This window comes from Bradyrhizobium canariense, from assembly GCF_019402665.1.
Taxonomy (GTDB): domain Bacteria; phylum Pseudomonadota; class Alphaproteobacteria; order Rhizobiales; family Xanthobacteraceae; genus Bradyrhizobium; species Bradyrhizobium canariense.
Genome location: NZ_VSST01000037.1, coordinates 199,932 through 219,524 on the forward strand (window position 1 = coordinate 199,932; position 19,593 = coordinate 219,524).

The window sequence follows — 19,593 nt, forward strand, 5'->3', positions numbered from 1 at the left end:
ACACCATGACCGTATCCACCTCTCCCAAGCGAACCGCCCTGCTCAACGCCGCGCGCGAGCGCATTCTCGTGCTCGACGGCGCCATGGGCACGATGATCCAGAACCTCCAGTTCGACGAAGCCGCCTTCCGCGGCGGGCGCTTCAAGAACTTCCATCGCGATTTGCGCGGCAACAACGACCTCCTGATCCTGACCCAGCCGCAGGCGATCGAGGACATCCACGCCGCTTATCTGCGTGCCGGCGCCGACATCGTCGCCACCAACACCTTCTCCACGACTTCGATTGCCCAGGCCGATTACGATCTCGCCGACATCGTCTACGAGATGGCGCGTGAAGGCGCCCGCCTCGCCGGCAATGCCGCACGCCGCGTCGAGGCCGAGGACGGCAAGCCGCGCTTCGTCGCGGGCGCCATCGGACCGACCAACCGCACCGCCTCGATTTCGCCCGACGTTTCCAATCCCGGCTACCGCGCCGTCACGTTCGACGATCTGCGCAAATCCTATGGCGAGCAGATCAACGGCATGCTCGACGGCGGCGTCGATCTGCTGCTGGTCGAGACCATCTTCGACACGCTGAACGCCAAGGCGGCGCTCTACGCGATCGCCGAGATCACCGAGGAACGCGGCATCGACATGCCCGTGATGGTGTCGGGCACCATCACCGACAAGTCCGGCCGCCTGCTGTCCGGCCAGTTGCCGGAAGCGTTCTGGCATTCGGTGCAGCACGCCAAGCCCGTCACCATCGGCTTCAACTGCGCGCTCGGCGCGGAAGATCTGCGCGCGCATATCGCCGATATCGGCCGCGTCGCCGACACGCTTGTTTGTGCCTATCCCAATGCCGGCCTGCCCAACGAGTTCGGCCAGTATGACGAGACCCCGGAATACATGGCTCGCCTGGTCGGCGAGTTCGCACGCGATGGCCTGGTCAATATCGTCGGCGGCTGCTGCGGCACCACGCCGGACCATATCGCGGCGATTGCGGCTGCGGTCGCGCCGCACAAGCCGCGCATCGTGCCGGAGATCGAACCTCGCTTGCGGCTCTCCGGCCTCGAGCCGTTCATCCTGACCGACGCGATTCCTTTCGTGAATGTCGGCGAGCGCACCAACGTCACCGGCTCCGCCCGCTTCCGCAAGCTGGTCACTGCCGGCGACTACACCGCCGCGCTGCAAGTCGCGCGCGACCAGGTCGAGAACGGCGCGCAGATCATCGACGTCAACATGGACGAGGGTCTTCTGGACTCGGAAGCCGCGATGGTGACCTTCCTCAACCTCGTCGCCGCCGAGCCCGACATCGCCCGAGTCCCGGTGATGGTCGATTCCTCGAAATTCTCGGTGATCGAGGCCGGCCTGAAATGCGTGCAGGGCAAGCCGGTCGTCAACTCGATCTCGATGAAGGAGGGCGAGGAGAAGTTCGTTCACGAGGCCAAGATCGCCCGCCGCCACGGCGCGGCCGTCGTGGTGATGGCGTTCGACGAGGTCGGCCAGGCCGACACGTTCGCCCGCAAGACCGAGATCTGCAAGCGCGCCTACGACATCCTGGTGAACCGCGTCGGCTTCCCGCCGGAAGACATCATCTTCGATCCGAATATTTTCGCGATCGCAACCGGCATCGAGGAGCACAACAATTACGGCGTCGACTTCATCGAGGCGACGCGCTGGATCCGCAAGAATCTGCCGGGCGCGCACATTTCTGGCGGTGTGTCCAACCTGTCGTTCTCGTTCCGCGGCAACGAGCCGGTGCGCGAGGCCATGCACTCGGTGTTCCTGTATCATGCCATCAAGGCCGGCATGGACCTGGGCATCGTCAATGCCGGGCAGATGATCGTCTATGACGACATCGATCCCGAATTGCGCCAGGTGTGCGAGGACGTCATCCTCAACCGCGACCCCGGCGCCTCCGAGCGTCTGCTGGCGCTCGCGGAAAGATTCCGCGGCAACAAGACCCAGACCAAAGAAGCCGATCTCAGCTGGCGCGAATGGCCGGTGGCGAAGCGGCTGTCGCATTCGCTGGTGCATGGGATCACCGAGTTCATCGAGCAGGATACCGAGGAGGCCCGCAAGGCTTCGACGCGGCCACTCGACGTGATCGAGGGCCCGTTGATGGCCGGCATGAACGTGGTCGGCGATCTCTTCGGCGACGGCAAGATGTTCCTGCCGCAGGTGGTGAAGTCGGCCCGCGTGATGAAGCAGGCGGTCGCCTGGCTTATGCCGTTCATGGAGGAAGAGAAGGCGCGCAATCTCGCCAACGGCATCGGCACGGAAGGCTCCTCGTCCGCCGGCAAGATCGTGCTCGCGACCGTCAAGGGCGACGTCCACGACATCGGCAAGAACATCGTCGGCATCGTGCTCCAGTGCAACAATTACGAGGTGATCGACCTCGGCGTGATGGTGCCCGCGGCCAAGATCGTCGAGACCGTGAAGGCGGAGAAGGCCGACATCGTCGGGCTGTCCGGCCTGATCACGCCCTCGCTCGACGAGATGGCGTTCTTCGCCGCAGAATTGCAGCGAGAAGGCCTCAAGCTGCCGCTGCTGATCGGCGGCGCCACCACGAGCCGTGTGCATACGGCGGTGAAGATCGACCCGAGCTATCGCGCCGGCCCCGTGGTGCATGTCAACGACGCCAGTCGCGCGGTCGGTGTTGCGTCCGCGCTGCTGTCGCCCGAGCGGCGCGAGGCCTATGCTGCCGAAGTCCGCGCCGAATACGCAAAGATCTCGGATGCGCATATGCGCGCCCAGGCCGACAAGAAGCGGCTGAAGCTGGCGACCGCCCGCGCCAACCGCGTGCCGGTCGACTTTGCCGCCAACAAGCCGGTGAAGCCGACCTTCCTCGGCACCAGGAGCTTTGACGACTACGATCTCGCCGAGCTGGTGCCCTATATCGACTGGACGCCGTTCTTCCAGACCTGGGAGCTCGCCGGGCGCTTCCCCGCCATCCTTAGCGATGCCAAGGTCGGCGAGGTCGCGCGCTCGCTCTACGAAGACGCGCGGAAAATGCTCGACCTGATCGTCAAGGAAAAATGGTTCCGAGCGCGCGCCACCGTCGGCTTTTGGCCGGCCAATGCAGAGGGCGACGACATCGTGCTTTATGCCGACGAGAGCCGGACCAGGACGATCGCGACGCTGCACACGCTGCGCCAGCAGCTCGAGAAGCGCGAGGGCCGTTTCAACGCCGCGCTGTCCGACTTCGTCGCACCCGCCACCACCGGCGTGCCCGATTATGTCGGGGGCTTCGTCGTCACCGCCGGCATCGGCGAGGATGTGGTCGCCGACCGGTTCAAGATGGCCAATGACGACTACTCCTCGATCCTGTGCAAGGCGCTGGCCGACCGCCTCGCCGAAGCCTTTGCCGAGCGCATGCATGCCCGCGTCCGCCGCGAGTTCTGGGCCTATGCGCCCGACGAGGCGCTCTCGACCGACGAGTTGATCCTCGAAAAGTACCAGGGCATCCGTCCCGCCCCCGGCTATCCCGCGCAGCCCGATCACACCGAGAAGGCGACGCTGTTCGAGCTGCTCGACGCCGAGAACACCGCCGGCGTGAAGCTGACCGAGAGCTTTGCGATGTGGCCGGGCTCTTCGGTGTCGGGGCTCTATCTCGCGAATGCCGAGAGCTATTATTTCGGCGTCGGCAAGATCGAGCGCGATCAGGTCGAGGATTATGCTGCGCGCAAGGGCATGAGCGTCGCCGAGGCCGAGCGCTGGCTCGCGCCGATCCTGAACTACATCCCGGCGCGAGAGAGCCCAGGCGACAAGGCGGCGTTCGCGGCAACGCCGGCGAACGACGAGACGTCGAAGGAGCTTGCCTCGCATCCGCCGGGCTGCACCTGCGCGGTGCACCTGGTCTGGCAGAAGAAGCGCGCGGGCGCGGGTTAGGCGCCCTCCAAACAAAAAGCGAGAAATCAACCCCATGCACAGTAGACATGGGGTTGAAAAAGCTCGATAAATTTCGGTCTTGCCGAAATGACTTGCGGCGTCGGGCAAAACACCTGTACGAATGCATGATCGCCGACCACGCCCGTTTGACACTCGCTGCCGCGTCCGCCGCGATCATGGCCGCCTGCCACGCGTTCGGTGTCGAACGTTCGGTGTCGTCCCTGGCTTTCGCCAGGACCACATTGGCGAAGCAAATGCTCAGCCTGTACCGGAACGACGCAACGTATCGAGCAGCTGCGAATGCGCCCTCGCAAGAATCGGCCGCTTGTGAACTCGTTCACTTGTCCGCTCAACCTTGGTTCGCTACTCTCTCGGCCTACTACCTTCAACCGACGATTTGCTTGGGATCGAACAAATGAAGCAGTTCATTGCACCGTTCCTCGCCGCGATCGCTCTCGTCGTGCTGCCCACGATTGCCGCGGCGGACTGTCCGAAAGGCTATGTGCCATGCGGCGAGAAAAATCAGTTGTGCTGCCCGGGAAAATAGCAAGCCGCAAATGGCTTTGGCTTGGTAGCGGAGTCTTCATCGCGATCGGCCTCGTGATGGTCGCGGTCTACGCCGGATTCCCGCGGAAGAAGCAGACGATCACGGCCATCCTCTCCGAGACCGGATATTTCGAGGTGGTGCCGCCAAGCACGTTCGGCGGCCCCGGCACGATCAACACCATCGAGTATCTGAGTAACGGCCGGCTGGAGCTGCATCCGACTTGTGATGTCGATCCGACGCTGCTGACCGGCAAGATCCAGAAATCGCGGACCGTCGACCGGGACCTGAAGCAGTCGCTCGAGAAGAGGCTCGACGTGTCGGCCCAGGTCAAGGACAAGCTGTCGGCCCTCGCCGGAATGCAGCAGGTCGAGGCCGTCAACCTCAAGCTCGAGAACGCCAGCATCCTGCTGATATCCGACGAGTCGCTGATCTCGGCCCGCAACGCCTTGCTGAAGGCCGAGTGTGAGGACGCGGTCACCCAGAACGTTTCGAGCGGCGGCGTCGTGTGCCAGACGCGGTCCGTGCTGGAGGCCGACGTCGTCTACGAAATCAAATATCACAACGCGATTTCGATGGAGGAGAGGGCCAAACTGACCTCCGAGATCGCGACGAAGCTCGATCTGGACGTCCATGAGGGGACGAACGACAAGGTCTCCGGCTCTCAATTGTTCTTTGGCATCAGACTGTCGCCCAATCCGATCGTGATGCACTCTGCCTCGGGCGAGATCAAGCCCTGCACGAGGAGATAGGATCGGCGCCGCACCCCTGCCATGAACGCAACCCGCGTTCGCTGCGACCAATGGCGGTCGCCGCCGAAGCGCAGGGGAATCGGATGCTGAACGCCCAACAATTGATGTGGACACAGATTGCCGCCGGCATCGCCGTGCTGCTGTTTGGATTGACGCTGTTCAACCTGGTCCGCATGCGCGGCCGGATGGTGGCCGCGCGGAGCTGGGACAAGGTGGAGGGCATCATCACGGTCTCCCGAGTCGACCAGCCGGCGGCGCATTCCTCGGACGATCGGAACGACGCCAAGCCCATCATCCGCTATCGCTATCAGGCCGGCGGCCAGGAGCTGGAAAGCGACAAGATCTTTGTCGGCGGCCCCGTCATCACGACGAGGGTCTTGGCCGCAAAACTGACCGGACGCTATCCGGTCGGCGCCCATGTCGAGGTCCATGTCGATCCGAAGCAACCGACCGAGGCGCTGCTGGAGCCCGCCGCCGCGCAGAACGTCGCGGCGCTGGTGGCGTTCACGTTGGTGTTCGGAATCATCGCCGCCACCCTGACCGCGCATTCGTTCGCAGGCCACGTGCTCTACGCCGACAAGGGCGTCCCGCTATTCGCGTTCGCGGTGCCGATCATCGTGCTCGTGGGCGGGGTGTTCTTCGCCGCCGATTATGTCCGGACGCGCCGGCTGGCGAGCGCCAGCCTGCGCTGGCCGACCGCGTCGGGCAGGGTCATCCATTGCGACGTGATCGAGGAAATCATCGAAGAGAAGACCGAGCACGACAATCGACCGACGACATCAAAGCTCGTCCACCGCTATCAGGTCGACCTGCGCTACGCCTACAGGGTCGGCAAGCGCGACTTCATCGGCACCGAAGTCGATTGGAACGGCACCATGATCTCCGGCCTGCGCGAGGTCGCCGAAGAGGGCGCTGCGAAATATCGGCCCGGGAAGAGCGTCCAGGTCTATTACGATCCGGACCAGCCGGGACAGGCCGTGCTGGAGCCGGCACGCCGGGAGGGCGCGCTGGGGCCGCTGATCGGTGCCGCGGTCTGCGCGGTCGTCGGCGGCCTTTTCCTGATGATCCTGATCAAGGTCGGGTTCGCGTAGCGGCGCTTCTCGGTTCGCCTCTCCCCTCTGGCTGAAGGACAAACGGATATGACGTCTCGGCGGCGCTTGAGCGAGCGCCTCGTCCTTCGAGACGGCCGCTTCGCGGCCCCCTCAGGATGAGGCTCAGCTGCATCCATCCGCGTGAAGTGCTGCCGCATACGCATCCCTCATCCTGAGGGCCCGCCGCAGGCGGGCGTCTCGAAGGATGGCCGCAGCCGAGCTTCCAGCCATATGCTTCTTCATATGCGATGGCCCTACCGCCCGCGGGAGAGATTGAAAGAGCCTCACCCCTTCGGCGGTGCCAGCGGTTGCACGATCTCCCGGAACGGCGCCAGCGCCTCGCAAGCGTCGGCATGCGCCGATAGCGACGGATAGCGCGATGGCTCGAACAGAAGCGGGTGCGCCTCACGGGTGAAGCGGACGACGCAGGCGACCACAACGTCGGCGTGGCCGATACGATCGCCCAGCCAGTATGGCGTGGTCACCCTGGCGCGCTCGGCCTCCAGCGCTTTCAGCACGTCCGCGATCTGCGCCTGGCAACGCTCGACCCACAGCGCAAGCTGCTCCTTCCGCAACACGCGCTCGTAGAGCAGGCTGACCGCCTTGTCGCCGAGGCCGGACGCGAGCGCGCAGATGCGCAAATGACGCCGGCGCTCGGCGCCGGAGCGCGGCAGCATCGCCTTCTCCGGCCCTACCAATTCGTCGAGATAATCGAGGATGACCGTGCTCTCGATCAGCGCCTCGCCATCATCGAGCACCAGCGTCGGCACGCGTCGCAGCGGATTGTAGGGCGCGATCTTGTCGGCATCGCCGAAGGTCGACCACGGCTTGTGCTCGAAGGCGAGGCCGTAAAGCCGCAGCGCGATCGCGACGCGGCGGACGAAGGGGGAATCGTATTGGCCGATCAGGAACATGGTTTGGCAGCCTTTGTCATTGCCGGGCTTGACCCGGCAATCCATCTCTCCTCAGATTAGGAAGCGATGGATGCCCGGATCAAGTCCGGGCATGGCAGAGCTGGGGGCAGGAGCATGCATGACGCAACGACTTGCAACGGTCGCACTTGGGCTCTCCCTGCTGGCCGCGAGCCTCGCCCACGCGCAGGACCGCCCGATCGGCTTTTTGACGCCGTCGAAAAACATCGCCTGCCAGTTCTTCACTGACAATGGTCAAGGCGTGCTCCGCTGCGACATCATGAACCTGGAGACGCGGCCGCGCCGTCCGGCCGATTGCGAGCTCGAATGGGGCAACGCCTTCGAGATGAGCGCGAAAGGCAGCGCAGGCCGCATCTGCGTCGGCGATACCATCATGGACCCGTCATTGCAGGTGCTGTCCTATGGCGAGGTCTGGCAGCGCGCGGGGTTTACGTGCCGGTCGGAGCCGACGGGGCTGACGTGCTTCAATGCGATGCAGCGCGGGTTCTCGCTGGCGCGGGCAGAGCAGAAGGTGTTTTGAGGAGTAGCCCGCATGGAGCGGAGCGGAATGCGGGAACGCCGTCCCGGATTTCGCTCCGCTCCATCCGGGCTACGCTTCCGAGGCTTGATTGCTTGCGTCGCGTCAACTTGGGAGCGCGTAGCCCGAATGAAACGCGACGACAGCGCCACACTCCGTCGTTGCGAGCGCGGCGAAGCAATCCAGCCACCGATTTAGGGGAGGCTCAGTATCTTTCCACGGAAACAGTCTGGATTGCTTCGTCGCAAGGGCTCCTCGCAATGACGGCGGGGAGGCAGCTGCGCACTATTCGATGATCGGCACATGCTTGGCCGCGGTCCGTGGCGCGGTGCCATCGAGGCGCGGGTCGTCGGCGATCTCGATCTGGCGGCGGAACGGGCGGAAGCCCGAGCGCTGGTAGAACGCGACGGCCGACGGATGATCGAAGGTGCAGGTGTGCACCCAGACGCGAGACAGGTCGCGTGACCATGCGAGCTCAAGTGCACGGTTCATCAGGAAGCGTGCGGCACCGCTGCCGATCAGTTTCGCGGTGACACCGAAATACACGAGCTCGCACTGGCCGGCCTCGCGAAAGTCCAGCTCCAGCAGGCCTTCATCGTTGCCGTCCACGACAAGCGCATAGACCTCGACGCCCGGTGCATGGATGATTGCGGCGAGCTCGGCGTCGTTCATGCGCGCCCGCGAAAACCACAACCACTCCTCACCGACGCGGCGATGGAGGTCGCGATACCAATGAAGCGCGGGGGTATCGACCTTGCGCAGGGTCCAAAGACCTGATGGAGCGCCCGGCGGATCGGCGCGGCGCGCAGGGCGCGCGGTCATCTCGAGATGGGTAACGACGGCAACGATCTTGCCGGCGGGGATGTCGGAATAGCCGTCGGGGAGGATCATGGGATGCGTCCCGTTGAAGCTGAGCGCCGGCCACACATTCCGGGTCGTCCTGGCGAAAGCCAGGACCCATTACCACAGCTGGTCGCCGTTGCGGCAGGCTGGGGCCGACAGCGGTCCAAGGCAACTTAGCACGGTGGTTATGGGTCCTGGCTTTCGCCAGGACGACGGCGGAGTTTGTGGATACGCCTCGTTCATCGCGGCGTCAGGGTAATCGCTTCCAGAGAACCCCGGATTTCACTGCGCTCCATCCGGGCTACGAGATCGGCCTAACCCTCGCCCTCGTCGCTCGCGAGCACGCCCTTCACCGCCCTCGCCCAGCCCGCCAGCTTCCGCTCGCGCGTCGCCTGGCTCATGTTCGGCTTGAAGCGATGCTCGAGGCGCCAGTTGTCGGCGAACTTGGTCGGTTCGGGATAGACGCCGGCCTCGAGACCCGCGAGATAGGCGGCGCCCAGTGCCGTCGTCTCCTGGATCAGGGGGCGATCGACCGGCGCGTCGAGCAGGTCGGCGAGGCGCTGCATGGTCCAGTCGGATGCGGTCATGCCCCCATCGACGCGCAGCACCACGCTGGCGGTTTCCGAGCTCGGCCAGTCGGCGCGCATCGCGGCCCAGAGGTCGAAGGTCTGGTAGCAGACGCTTTCCAGCGCGGCATGGGCGAGCTCTGCCGGGCCGGTGTTGCGGGTGAGGCCGAACAGCGCGCCGCGCACGCGCGGATTCCAGTACGGCGCGCCCATGCCGACGAAGGCCGGGACGAGATAGACGCTCTGCATCGAATCCGATTGATCGGCGAGAGGTCCGGTCTCGGCGGCGTGCTTGATGATGCCGAGGCCGTCGCGCAGCCACTGCACCGCGCTGCCTGCGACGAAGATCGAGCCTTCGAGCGCGTAGGTGCGCTTGCCGCCGAGCTGGTAGGCGATGGTGGTGAGCAGCTTGTTCTTCGAGGCCACGGGCGTGGTGCCGGTGTTGAGCAGGGCGAAGCAGCCGGTGCCGTAGGTGGATTTCATCATGCCCGGACGGAAGCAGGCCTGGCCGATGGTCGCGGCCTGCTGGTCGCCGGCGATGCCGGAGATCGCAATCGCGCCGCCGAACAGATCCGGCGTGCTCTCGCCGAAGCGGGCTGAGGAATCCTTCACCTCGGGCAGCATCGAGCGCGGCACGCCGATGATCTCCAAGAGCTCGTCGTCCCACTGCCCGGTGTGGATGTTAAACAACAGCGTGCGCGAGGCGTTGGTGGCGTCGGTGGCATGGACCTTGCCGCCGGTGAGGCGCCACAGCAGATAGCAATCGACGGTGCCGAACATCAATTCGCCGCGCGCGGCACGCGCCCGCGCGCCGGGGACGTGGTCGAGAATCCAGGCGACCTTGGTGCCGGAGAAATAGGGATCGATGATCAGGCCGGTCTTCTGCGAGATCACGGGCTCGCGGCCGTCGGCTTTCAGTCTCGCGCAGATGTCGGCGGTGCGGCGGTCCTGCCAGACGATGGCGCGATGCACGGCCTGCCCGGTGGCGCGATCCCACACCACGGTCGTCTCGCGCTGGTTGGTGATGCCGATCGCGGCGATGTCCTTTGCGCTGATGCCGGCTTGCGCGATCGCGTCGCGGCAGACCGTCACGGTCGAGGTCCAGATGTCCTCCGGCTCGTGCTCGACCCAGCCCGAGGCGGGGAAATGCTGCGGAAACTCGGCTTGCGCCTTTGCCGCAATGGATATGTCGCCGCGAAACACGATCGCGCGCGAGGAGGTGGTGCCCTGGTCGATGGCGAGGACGAAAGACATGGCAGCTTGCCCTTGGCGTGTTCCCGTGAGGAGGGGTTGTTGTGTTGGGGCAGAGAAAACGGGATTGCCGGCAGCAGGTCAAGGCGCCGGCGTTGATCCTCCCCGGGGGGGGCGGCGGCATCGGCAGTGCGCTCCCTCCCCCGCTTGCGGGGGAGGGCTGGGGTGAGGGCTGTCTCCGCAATGGGATTGTCGAGAATTGCGGAGGGAATCCCCAAGGGGTGAGAGCCCTCACCCGCCGCGCGCGGACGATGCTTCGCATCGCCCGGGGCGCGTCGGCCTCTCCCGCAAGCGGGAGAGGCGGAGCAAGCGGCGCGGTCCTTTTGAATTTCATATGCCACTGCCCTGGAGCGGGGGAGGACACCGGACTAGGACGGAGAATGCGAAAATGCTACATGCCGGGCGGGCAGATGGGGCGGCATGACCTTCACTTCTTTTCAGTTCGGCGTCTTCGTCGCGATCGTCTTTGGCGTCTATTACCTGCCTTCGCTGCGCAGCTTCCAGGTCCCGCTGCTCGTCCTCGCAAGCGTGTTCTTCTATGGCTTCGGCCAGCCCGAGCTGCTGCCGCTGCTGCTCGTTGCGGTGCTCGGCACCTATCTCTGCCTCGTGCTTGCGTTTGATAACCGAACTTTCTGGATGCCGGCCGGCATCGTCTTGAATCTCGGCCTGCTGGCGTTCTTCAAATACAAGTTCCTGTTCGTTGACGCCGCCGCGGCCCATCTGACCGGCTCCGCGCCGATCGACTTCCTGCTGCGGCTGCCGCTGCCGATCGGCATCTCGTTCTTCGCGTTCCACAACATCAGCCTGCTGGTCGATCTGACGCGCGAGAAGCGCACCGTGCGCTTGCGCGAGGTGTTCCTCTACATCATCTTCTTTCCGCAGCTGGTGTCCGGCCCGATCACGCGTGCGGCCCAGTTCATGCCGCAGATCGTTCCCAAGCGGATCGGCGACGTCGCCTTCGTCGAGGCCGCGAAGTGGATTCTGGTCGGCTATTTCTTCAAGCTGTATGTGGCGAACAATCTCAACGAGATGACGTCCTATATGGACTTCCCGCTCTACGAGACGCTGCGCACGCAGGACCGCTGGCTGCTGGTGTTCCTCTACAGCTACCAGATCTACGCCGACTTCTTCGGCTACTCGGCGATTGCGCTCGGCCTCGGCCTGCTGTTCGGCTATCGCCTGCCCGTGAACTTCAATTTGCCCTACATCTCGATTTCATTCTCGGAGTTCTGGACGCGTTGGCACATCTCATTGTCGAGCTGGCTCAGGACCTATTTGTACATTCCGCTCGGCGGCAACCGTCATGGACCGGCACGAACCACTCTCAACCTGATGATCGTGATGACGCTTGGCGGTCTCTGGCATGGTGCAAGCCTGAGCTACGCGCTGTGGGGGATGGCGCACGGGTTTCTGCTCGTGATCGAACGACCGTTCCTGAAGCTGCTGGGCGATCGAAGCCCCGCGGTGCGGGTGATCCGGATGGGCATCGTGTTCTTCTGCGTCACGATGCTCTGGATCTTCTTCAAGCTGCCGAACTTCGACCACGCGCTCAGCTACCTCAAGGGCATGTTCGTAGCGACGGACGCGCCCAATCCGCCAAAACTGTTCACCAATCTGGCTTTGCTTTACGCCTTGCCTGTTATCCTCCAGCATATCGGCATCGGCGCGTTCGTCGAAGGCCGCTTGCGGCGATGGGAGCCGTATCTCTATGGCGCGCTCGCAGCGCTCGCCTGTCTCGAGGCGGGGCCCGACAGCACTTTCATCTACTTCCAGTTCTGACATGCAGCAGGATTTTTCGCTTTCATGGCTGATCAAGTGCGCGGTGGCGGCAGCCGCGCTGCTGCTGGCCTGCGCCTTCACCACGGCGCGCTTCGGCTCGGCCCTGCAGCAGCCGGCGGTCACGACCCGCGGCGGCAGCCTCGTCAGCCTCAACCGCTATGTGCGGGATCCCACGCCTGATATCGTGCTGGTCGGCAGCTCGGTCGCCTGGCGCCTCAAGGAGGAGTATTTCTCGCCGCCGCGCGTCCGCAATCTTTCGCTGGCGGGCGGCTCACCGGTGACGGGTCTCGAGATCGTCGCGAACCGACCGACCCCGCCGAAGATCGTGCTGATCGAGACGAATGTCCTGACGCGCGAGCCGGATAGCGCGCTGATCGAGAAATTTTCCGGCGGCGCGCGCACCGAAGCGCTGCTGCTGCGCCCGGTGCGAACAGCGGTCGCGGGCTATGAAAGCTGGAAACACGGTGAACCCGATCCCGCCCGGGCGCGCGCCGAGCGGGATCGCCTGCTCAGCCAGCCGCCGGGCACGTTCGACAACAAGGTCTATCTCGACCGCGCGCTGGAGCAGATGAACGAAGCTGACCCGACCGTGCCGGTACGCGCGAATGTGGTCCGCGTCAGACAGCTCATCGAGGAACTGCAGCGGCGCGGCACCCGCGTGTTTCTGATTCACGTTCCGTTTGCGCCGGAGATCGAAGGCTCGCGCATGGTCGGGATCACCAACGAGATCGTCGACGAAGCCTTCCCGGATCGCGCGCTTTGGCTGCCGATCGATCCGCCGCGACGCGAGCTGCGTTGGGACGACGGCGTGCATCTCGACGAACGTTCGGCCCTGATCGTCGTACGCGCCATCGAGAGCGCCATCGAACGCACCTTGGCCGAGCGCCGCCCGTAGCGGAGGAGCGGCGGCTACGGCGCCGCCGTGGTCACGCCGCCGTCGATGACGATGGTCTGTCCGGTCATGAAGCTCGAAGCATCCGAGGCGAGGTAGGCCACCGCGCCTGCGATTTCGTCGGGTTCGCCGATGCGGCGCAGCGGGGTGGTGGCGGTGCGGCGCTTTAGATTTGCGTCGTCTTCCCACAGCGCGCGGGCAAAGTCGGTCTTGACGAGGCCGGGCGCGATGCAGTTGACGCGGACGCCTTTCGGGCCCCATTCGCCGGCGAGCGAACGACACAGCGCGAAGTCAGCGGCTTTCGAGATGCCGTAGGCGCCGATCACGGTCGAACCGCGCAGGCCGCCGATCGAGGAGATGATGACGACGGAGCCGCCTCCTCGCTCCGCCATCTGCGGGATCGCCAGCGCGGAAAGCCAGATGTTGCTCTTGACGTTCGAGCCCATGATCTTGTCGAAGGCTTCGTCGGTGATGTCGAGCAGCGGGCCGTAATACGGGTTGACGGCGGCGTTGCAGACGAGGATGTCGATCTTGCCGTAGTGCTTGATCGTGCCCGCGATCAGCGCCTCGACCTCTTGCTTGCGCGCGATGTTGCAGGGAATGACGGTTGCCTCGCCGCCGGCCGCCTTGATGCCGTCGGCGACGTCCTGGCAGGCATCGGCCTTGCGCGAGGAGACCACGACTTTGGCGCCGAGCTTTGCGAGCAGTTCGGCGGAAGAGCGGCCAATGCCGCGGCTGGAGCCGGTGACCACGGCGACCTTGCCGGTGAGATCGAACGGGGTGTTTTTCATTGTTGTTGCTCCGTTGAGGCCGCGTACTCCGTCATTGCGAGGAGCGTAGCGACGAAGCAATCCAGACCGTCTCCGCGGAAAGACTCTGGATTGCTTCGCTTCGCTCGCAATGACGGTGGAGAGCCCTAGATCAACCCGGCACCATCCGCCACGCGGCGCTGATGGTAGTCGGTGTCGCCGAACGAGTTCTCGATCATGGTCAGGCGCTTGAAGTAATGGCCGATCTTCGCCTCCATGGTCATGCCGATGCCGCCGTGGAGCTGGATCGCCTGCTGCCCCACGAACTTCAGCGACTTGCCGATCTGCACCTTGGCCGCGGCAACGGCGTTGCTGCGCTCCTTGGCGTCCTCGAAATCAGCAGCCATGGTCGCGAACATCGACATCGATCGCGCCTGCTCGGTGGCGACGAACATGTCGGAGGCGCGGTGCTGCAGCGACTGAAACGAGCCGATCGCGACACCGAACTGCTTGCGCGTCTTGATGTACTCGACCGTGGTCTTGAGCGATTCGTCCATCAGGCCGACCGCTTCGGCGCAGAGCGCGATGCGGGCTTCGTCGACCACACGCTCGATCAGCGCGAGCGAGTCGTCGGGATTGCCGAGCACCGCATCGGCACCGATTTCGACGCCGGTGAAGGTGATGTCGGCGGCGTGCAGGCCGTCCTGGGTCGGGTATGACTTCTTGGCGACGCCCTTGGCGTTGGCCGGCACCAGGAACACGCCGATGCCGCTCTTGTCGCGGCGCTCGCCCCTGGTGCGCGCGGTCACGATGAGGGTGTCTGCGTTCTCGCCGTTGAGCACGACGAACTTCTCGCCGTCGATGACCCAACCATCACCCCTCTTCTTCGCCGTCGTGGTGACGTCGAAGAGATCGTAGCGCGAGTTCTTCTCAAGCTGGGCAAAGGCGAGCGTCTTGCTGCCGTCGACGATGCTGGGCACATGCGCGGCCTTCTGCCCATCGCTGCCCGCATGCCGCAGGAAGCCGCCGCCGATCACGACGGTTGCGAGATAAGGCTCGAGCACCAGCGCCTTGCCGAGCGCTTCCATCACGATCATGGTCTCGACGCCGCCGCCGCCGAAGCCGCCATCGGCCTCCGCGAAGGGCAGACCGAGCAGGCCCTGCTCGGCGAGCTTGCCCCAGACGGTCCGGCTCCAGCCGCCCTTCTCCTTCACGTACTTCTTGCGGCTCTCGAAATCGTAGGAATCGGTCAAGAGGCCGTCGATGCTTTCCTTGAGAAGCCGCTGCTCCTCGTTCAGATCAAAATCCATGTTTCTCTCCAAATCGGCCGGAATTGCCGTGCCGTCGCCTCACTCTCAGACGTCATCCCCGCCTTGTGCGCAATTGCGCACTGGAGCGGGGATCCAGTAAACGCAGCCGTCCGCTTGTACTCACGACCGCCGCGGCGTACTGGGTCCCCCGCCTTCGCGGGGGACGACACCGTCATCCTTGACTCACAGCCCCAGCACCGCCTTGGCGATGATGTTGCGCTGGATCTCGTTGGAGCCGCCGTAGATCGAGACCTTGCGGTTGTTGAAGTAGCTCGGCGCGATCTGGGCGGTCCAGTCCATGGCTTCGTTCGAGCCGTCGTCGCCGTGCACGTCATAGGGTGCCGCGAACGGGCCGATCACTTCCATCAGCAGTTCGGTGGTGGTCTGCTGGATCTCGGAGCCCTTGATCTTCAGCACTGACGACGCCGGATTGGGCTTGCCCTTGCCATGCTTGCCTTCGTCGGCGACGACGCGGAGCTGCGTCAGCTCGAGCGCCTTGAGCTCGATCTCGCAGGCCGCGAGCTTGTCGCGGAAGGCGGCGTCCTGGATGATCGGCTTGCCGCCCGACTCGACCTTGCCGGCGAGGTCGCGGATGCGGCGCAGCCGCTCCTTGGAGACGCCGACCCGGGCGATGCCGGTGCGCTCATTGCCGAGCAGGAATTTGGCGTAATCCCAGCCCTTGTTCTCCTCGCCGATCAGGTTCTCATAGGGCACTTCGACGTCGTCGAAGAACACTTCGTTGACCTCGGCGCCGCCGTCGATGGTCTGGATCGGGCGCACGGTGACGCCCTTCGACTTCATCGAGAACACGATGAAGGAGATGCCCATCTGCTTCTTGGCGGATGGGTCGGTGCGGCAGAGGCAGAAGATCATGTCGGCGTGCTGGGCGAGCGTGGTCCAGGTCTTCTGGCCGTTGATGATCCACTTGTCGCCCTTGCGCTCGGCCTTCGTCTTCAGCGAGGCGAGGTCGGAGCCGGAGCCGGGCTCGGAGAAACCCTGGCACCACCAATCGTCGACATTGGCGATGCGGGGCAAATACCGCTTCTTCTGCTCTTCATTGCCGAAGGTGTAGATCACGGGACCGACCATGCTGACGCCGAAGGCGAGCGGCTGCGGCGCCGGATAGGACTGCAGCTCCTCGTTGAAGATGTAGTGCTGCACGGAGGTCCAGCCGGTGCCGCCATATTGCTTCGGCCAGTGGCTGACGCCCCAGCCCTTCTTGTTGAGGATGCGCCACCACGTCACCATCTCGTCCTTCGAGAGGTGGCGGCCCTCGACCAGCTTGCGCCGGGTATCCGGCGGCACGTTGTCGCGGAAGAATGACCGCACTTCCTCGCGAAACGCCTGCTCTTCTTTCGTGAATGCGAGATCCATCGGATCCTCCTGTTTCCTCGTCGTCCTGGCGAAAGCCAGGACCCATTACCACCGGCCTTCGTTATGCGAAGGCTGTCTGAGCACCACACTCCGGCTGCGGAGTATGGGTCCTGGCTTTCGCCAGGACGACGGCTACTGCAACACCTCAAAAAGCCCCGCCGCGCCCATGCCGCCGCCGACGCACATGGTGACGACCGCGTACTTCGCCTTGCGGCGGCGGCCTTCGATCAGAGCGTGGCCGGTGAGGCGCGCGCCCGACATGCCGTAGGGATGGCCGACCGCAATCGCGCCGCCGTCGACGTTGATCTTGTCGGGGTCGATGCCGAGCTTGTCGCGGCAATACAGCACCTGCACCGCGAAGGCTTCGTTCAGTTCCCACAGGCCGATGTCGTCGACGGTGAGGCCATGACGCTTGAGCAGGCGCGGCACCGCGAACACCGGGCCGATGCCCATCTCGTCCGGCTCGCAGCCGGCGGAGACGAAGCCGCGGAAGATGCCGAGCGGGTTCAGCCCGCGCTTCGCCGCTTCCTTGTCGCTCATGATCACGCTCGCGCTGGCGCCGTCCGAAAGCTGGCTGGCATTGCCGGCGGTGACCGAAAATCCCTCGCCGCGCACGGCCTTGAGGCCGGCGAGACCTTCAGCGGTGGTCTCGGGGCGCGGGCCCTCGTCCTGCGAGAGCGTGACGTCCTTGAACGAGACTGCACCGGTCGCCTTGTCGGTCACCGCCATTTTGGTGGTGATCGGCGCGAGTTCGTCCCTGAACTTGCCGCCCTGCTGGGCCGCGGCCGTGCGGCGCTGGCTCTCCAGCGAATATTCGTCCTGCTTCTCCCGTGAGATGCCGTAGCGCTTGGCGACGATCTCCGCGGTGTCGATCATGGGCATGTAGACATCGCCCTTGATCTCGAGCAGCGCCGGGTCCTGCGCGTGGAAGCCATTCATCTTGTCGTTCTGCACCAGCGAGATGGACTCGCCGCCACCGCCGACCGCGATTTCGACGCCGTCGAAGATCACCGAACGTGCGGCGAGCGCGATCGCCTGCAGGCCCGAGGCGCATTGCCGGTCGATGGTGGTGCCGGCGACCGTGACGGGGAGACCGGCACGGAGCAGCGCCTTGCGCGCGATGTTGCCGCCGGTCGCGCCCTGTTGCAGCGCAGCGCCCATCACGACGTCCTCGACCTCTTTGGGGTCGATCTTGGCGCGCGCGACGGCTTCGCCGATGGCGTGGCCGAGCAGGGTTGCGCCCTCGGTGGCGTTGAGCGCGCCGCGATAGGCCTTCCCGATCGGGGTGCGGGCGGTGGAAACGATGACGGCGTCGGTCAAGAGCGATCTCCTGATGCAAGTCGGGTGACAAGTTGGGCGGATTGTGATGGTTTCTGCTGCTGGCGCAACTCATGGCGCGACAGCTTTCCGACCGGCGTGCGCGGCAGATCGTCGACGAATTCGACCTCCGCCGGCAATTCGTGCCTGCCGAGCTTGCCGGCGAGCTGCGCGCGCAGCTCGTCGAGCGAGAACGGCTTTGCGCCGGGCCTGAGCTTGATGAAGGCTTTTGCGGCCTCGCCGCGATACGAGTCGGGAATTCCGAGCACGATCACCTCGTGCACGCCTGGTAGGGTGTAGATCGCCTGCTCGATCATTTGCGGATAAACGTTGAAGCCGCCGGAGATGATCATGTCCTTCTTGCGGTCGACCAGGAAGAAATAGCCGTCGCTATCGACATAGCCGATGTCGCCGGTGACGAAGCGGCCGTCGACGAAGGCCTCCGCGGATCCCTCGGGCTTGTTCCAGTAGCCCATGGTGACGTTCGGGCCCTTGATGCGGATCTCGCCGACTTCGCCCGGCGGCAGCACTTTTGTGGGATCTTCCAGGGAAACGACGTCGAGCTCGATGCCGGGCAGCATCAGGCCGATCGAGCCCGGCTTGTCAGGGCCTGTGGGCGGATGGCCGGTGCCGGGCGAGCAGGTCTCGGTCATGCCCCAGCCGCTCTTGAGCTTCTTGCCGACCTTGCGCTCGAAGAAACTCGCAATCTCCACCGGCAGCGGCGCGCCGCCGGAGCCAATGGTGCTGAGCGAGGAGAAGTCGCGCTTGTCGAGATCCGGGAGCGCTGCAATCGCGATCCACATCGTCGGCACGCCTGGGAAATAGGTCGCGCGCTTGACCTCGATGTCGCGCATCACGGCTTCGACATCGAAGCGCTGATGCAGCGAGATCAGATAGCCGCGGCGGAGCGAGCACAGCAGCACGAGGGTCAGCGCATAGATGTGGAACAGCGGCAGCACGCCGATCACGCGCTCGACCACATCGCCACGCGCGGCTCGGGACGGCTTGCCCCAGATGTCGAAGATCGACACCGCCGAGGTGAGATTGCCGTGCGTCAGCATGGCGCCCTTGGGCAGGCCGGTGGTGCCGCCGGTATATTGCAGCAGCGCGACATCGTCGATCGTCACGGATGGCCACTGCGCCGGTGCGGTCGCGCCCTCGACAAAGGCCTTGAAGGTGACGATGCGGGGATCATTGGGGATCGCGGCCTGCGGCGTGCCGACCTTGCCCCAACTGTCCTCCTCGCAGACGACCAGGCGGTCGATCAGGCCCTTTTCCAGGAATTTCAGCGCGGTCGGCAGCAGCGCCGCGAGGTTGGTGGTGACGAGCAGGCGCGAACCGGAATCGGAGACCTTGTGGGTCAGCGCGATCTCGCCGTCGAGCGGTGAGAGATGCGCGACACGGGCGCCGGCCTTCAGCGCGCCGAAGAAATTGACGGGGTGGTCCGGCGTATTGCCGAGGAACAGCGCGATGGATGTGTGCTTGCCGCAGCCGGCGCGCAGGAACGCGGCAGCCGCACGCTCCGCCATCGCGGCGAGTTCGGTGTAGGTGATCGGACGATCCCGGAATTCCAGCGCGGTGCGCGGTCCGTACTCTGCCGCGGCTTTTGCCAGCAGGTCAGGCAGCGGGCCCTGGACGATGGTGTCGTCCCAGCGCACGCCTTCGGGATAAAACTGTTCGCCGGGATGGGTCATCAACGATCAATGCTCTGCAAACGTAAGGCGGGTACGGACAGACGGGCTCCCTTCCCCCTTGTGGGGAAGGGTTGGGGAAGGGGGTGCCACGAACTCGGACCTCGCCCGGGGCT

General features: G+C 64.8%; 15 protein-coding genes. 7 read left to right on the forward strand and 8 right to left on the reverse strand.

What is annotated here, in order from left to right; all coding sequences use genetic code 11:
* The first annotated feature begins 5 nt into the window (after nt 1–5).
* The 4 genes from metH (at nt 6) to FXB41_RS20000 (ending at nt 6,256) form a co-directional block, all read left to right on the forward strand.
* Nucleotides 6–3,869: a methionine synthase gene (gene metH, locus FXB41_RS19990; protein WP_219682919.1), complete on the forward strand. Its 3,864-nt coding sequence runs from the start codon at nt 6–8 to the stop codon at nt 3,867–3,869.
* A gap of 415 nt (nt 3,870–4,284) precedes the next feature.
* A complete protein-coding gene (locus FXB41_RS41535) occupies nt 4,285–4,416 on the forward strand; it encodes a hypothetical protein (protein ID WP_007599743.1) in 132 nt (43 codons plus the stop codon).
* The gene (locus FXB41_RS19995; RefSeq protein ID WP_311985863.1) at nt 4,398–5,165 is read left to right on the forward strand and encodes a hypothetical protein; all 768 of its coding nucleotides are present in this window, start codon (nt 4,398–4,400) and stop codon (nt 5,163–5,165) included. Before FXB41_RS41535 ends, FXB41_RS19995 begins: the two co-directional genes overlap by 19 nt.
* Before the next feature lie 83 nt (nt 5,166–5,248).
* The gene (locus FXB41_RS20000; protein WP_088941392.1) at nt 5,249–6,256 is read left to right on the forward strand and encodes a DUF3592 domain-containing protein; all 1,008 of its coding nucleotides are present in this window, start codon (nt 5,249–5,251) and stop codon (nt 6,254–6,256) included.
* A 284-nt stretch (nt 6,257–6,540) separates the two neighbouring features.
* Here the strand turns inward: FXB41_RS20000 and FXB41_RS20005 are convergent, their stop codons facing one another.
* Nucleotides 6,541–7,170, reverse strand: coding sequence for a glutathione S-transferase family protein (locus FXB41_RS20005; protein WP_035995420.1), 630 nt, complete (start codon nt 7,168–7,170; stop codon nt 6,541–6,543).
* A gap of 118 nt (nt 7,171–7,288) precedes the next feature.
* On the opposite strand from FXB41_RS20005, the gene FXB41_RS20010 reads away from it, so the two are divergent.
* Nucleotides 7,289–7,708: a DUF6636 domain-containing protein gene (locus FXB41_RS20010; protein ID WP_219682921.1), complete on the forward strand. Its 420-nt coding sequence runs from the start codon at nt 7,289–7,291 to the stop codon at nt 7,706–7,708.
* 282 nt (nt 7,709–7,990) lie between these two features.
* Here the strand turns inward: FXB41_RS20010 and FXB41_RS20015 are convergent, their stop codons facing one another.
* Together FXB41_RS20015 and glpK are read right to left on the reverse strand one after the other, a co-directional pair.
* Nucleotides 7,991–8,596 (reverse strand): GNAT family N-acetyltransferase, encoded by a 606-nt coding sequence (locus FXB41_RS20015; protein WP_219682922.1) that lies wholly within the window; start codon nt 8,594–8,596, stop codon nt 7,991–7,993.
* A 266-nt stretch (nt 8,597–8,862) separates the two neighbouring features.
* Nucleotides 8,863–10,368 (reverse strand): glycerol kinase GlpK, encoded by a 1,506-nt coding sequence (glpK, locus tag FXB41_RS20020; protein ID WP_219682923.1) that lies wholly within the window; start codon nt 10,366–10,368, stop codon nt 8,863–8,865.
* 417 nt (nt 10,369–10,785) lie between these two features.
* Here glpK and FXB41_RS20025 point away from each other — a divergent pair, with 417 nt between their 5' ends.
* Both FXB41_RS20025 and FXB41_RS20030 read left to right on the forward strand, forming a co-directional pair.
* The gene (locus FXB41_RS20025) at nt 10,786–12,144 is read left to right on the forward strand and encodes an MBOAT family O-acyltransferase (RefSeq protein ID WP_219682924.1); all 1,359 of its coding nucleotides are present in this window, start codon (nt 10,786–10,788) and stop codon (nt 12,142–12,144) included.
* A gap of 1 nt (nt 12,145) precedes the next feature.
* Entirely contained in the window at nt 12,146–13,039 is an 894-nt protein-coding gene (locus tag FXB41_RS20030) for a hypothetical protein (protein ID WP_219682925.1), read from the forward strand.
* Nucleotides 13,040–13,053: 14 nt separating this feature from the next.
* Here the strand turns inward: FXB41_RS20030 and FXB41_RS20035 are convergent, their stop codons facing one another.
* The 5 genes from FXB41_RS20035 to pimA form a co-directional block, all read right to left on the reverse strand.
* Nucleotides 13,054–13,827, reverse strand: coding sequence for an SDR family NAD(P)-dependent oxidoreductase (locus FXB41_RS20035; RefSeq protein ID WP_219682926.1), 774 nt, complete (start codon nt 13,825–13,827; stop codon nt 13,054–13,056).
* A 125-nt stretch (nt 13,828–13,952) separates the two neighbouring features.
* Nucleotides 13,953–15,095, reverse strand: coding sequence for a pimeloyl-CoA dehydrogenase small subunit (pimD, locus tag FXB41_RS20040; RefSeq protein WP_219682927.1), 1,143 nt, complete (start codon nt 15,093–15,095; stop codon nt 13,953–13,955).
* Between the two features lie 183 nt (nt 15,096–15,278).
* The gene (pimC, locus tag FXB41_RS20045; protein WP_007599723.1) at nt 15,279–16,469 is read right to left on the reverse strand and encodes a pimeloyl-CoA dehydrogenase large subunit; all 1,191 of its coding nucleotides are present in this window, start codon (nt 16,467–16,469) and stop codon (nt 15,279–15,281) included.
* A gap of 132 nt (nt 16,470–16,601) precedes the next feature.
* A complete protein-coding gene (locus FXB41_RS20050) occupies nt 16,602–17,789 on the reverse strand; it encodes an acetyl-CoA C-acyltransferase (protein ID WP_219682928.1) in 1,188 nt (395 codons plus the stop codon).
* The gene (gene pimA, locus FXB41_RS20055; RefSeq protein WP_219682929.1) at nt 17,786–19,480 is read right to left on the reverse strand and encodes a dicarboxylate--CoA ligase PimA; all 1,695 of its coding nucleotides are present in this window, start codon (nt 19,478–19,480) and stop codon (nt 17,786–17,788) included. Before pimA ends, FXB41_RS20050 begins: the two co-directional genes overlap by 4 nt.
* Nucleotides 19,481–19,593 lie beyond the last annotated feature (113 nt).

Coding starts and splice junctions, on each gene's coding strand:
- glpK (WP_219682923.1), bottom strand. CDS start 10,368: ATGTCTTTCGTCCTCGCCATCGACCAGGGCACCACCTCCTCGCGCGCG.
- FXB41_RS20025 (WP_219682924.1), top strand. CDS start 10,786: ATGACCTTCACTTCTTTTCAGTTCGGCGTCTTCGTCGCGATCGTCTTT.
- pimC (WP_007599723.1), bottom strand. CDS start 16,469: ATGGATCTCGCATTCACGAAAGAAGAGCAGGCGTTTCGCGAGGAAGTG.
- FXB41_RS20000 (WP_088941392.1), top strand. CDS start 5,249: ATGCTGAACGCCCAACAATTGATGTGGACACAGATTGCCGCCGGCATC.
- FXB41_RS41535 (WP_007599743.1), top strand. CDS start 4,285: ATGAAGCAGTTCATTGCACCGTTCCTCGCCGCGATCGCTCTCGTCGTG.
- FXB41_RS20010 (WP_219682921.1), top strand. CDS start 7,289: ATGACGCAACGACTTGCAACGGTCGCACTTGGGCTCTCCCTGCTGGCC.
- pimA (WP_219682929.1), bottom strand. CDS start 19,480: ATGACCCATCCCGGCGAACAGTTTTATCCCGAAGGCGTGCGCTGGGAC.
- pimD (WP_219682927.1), bottom strand. CDS start 15,095: ATGGATTTTGATCTGAACGAGGAGCAGCGGCTTCTCAAGGAAAGCATC.
- FXB41_RS20030 (WP_219682925.1), top strand. CDS start 12,146: ATGCAGCAGGATTTTTCGCTTTCATGGCTGATCAAGTGCGCGGTGGCG.
- FXB41_RS20035 (WP_219682926.1), bottom strand. CDS start 13,827: ATGAAAAACACCCCGTTCGATCTCACCGGCAAGGTCGCCGTGGTCACC.
- FXB41_RS20005 (WP_035995420.1), bottom strand. CDS start 7,170: ATGTTCCTGATCGGCCAATACGATTCCCCCTTCGTCCGCCGCGTCGCG.
- FXB41_RS20015 (WP_219682922.1), bottom strand. CDS start 8,596: ATGATCCTCCCCGACGGCTATTCCGACATCCCCGCCGGCAAGATCGTT.
- metH (WP_219682919.1), top strand. CDS start 6: ATGACCGTATCCACCTCTCCCAAGCGAACCGCCCTGCTCAACGCCGCG.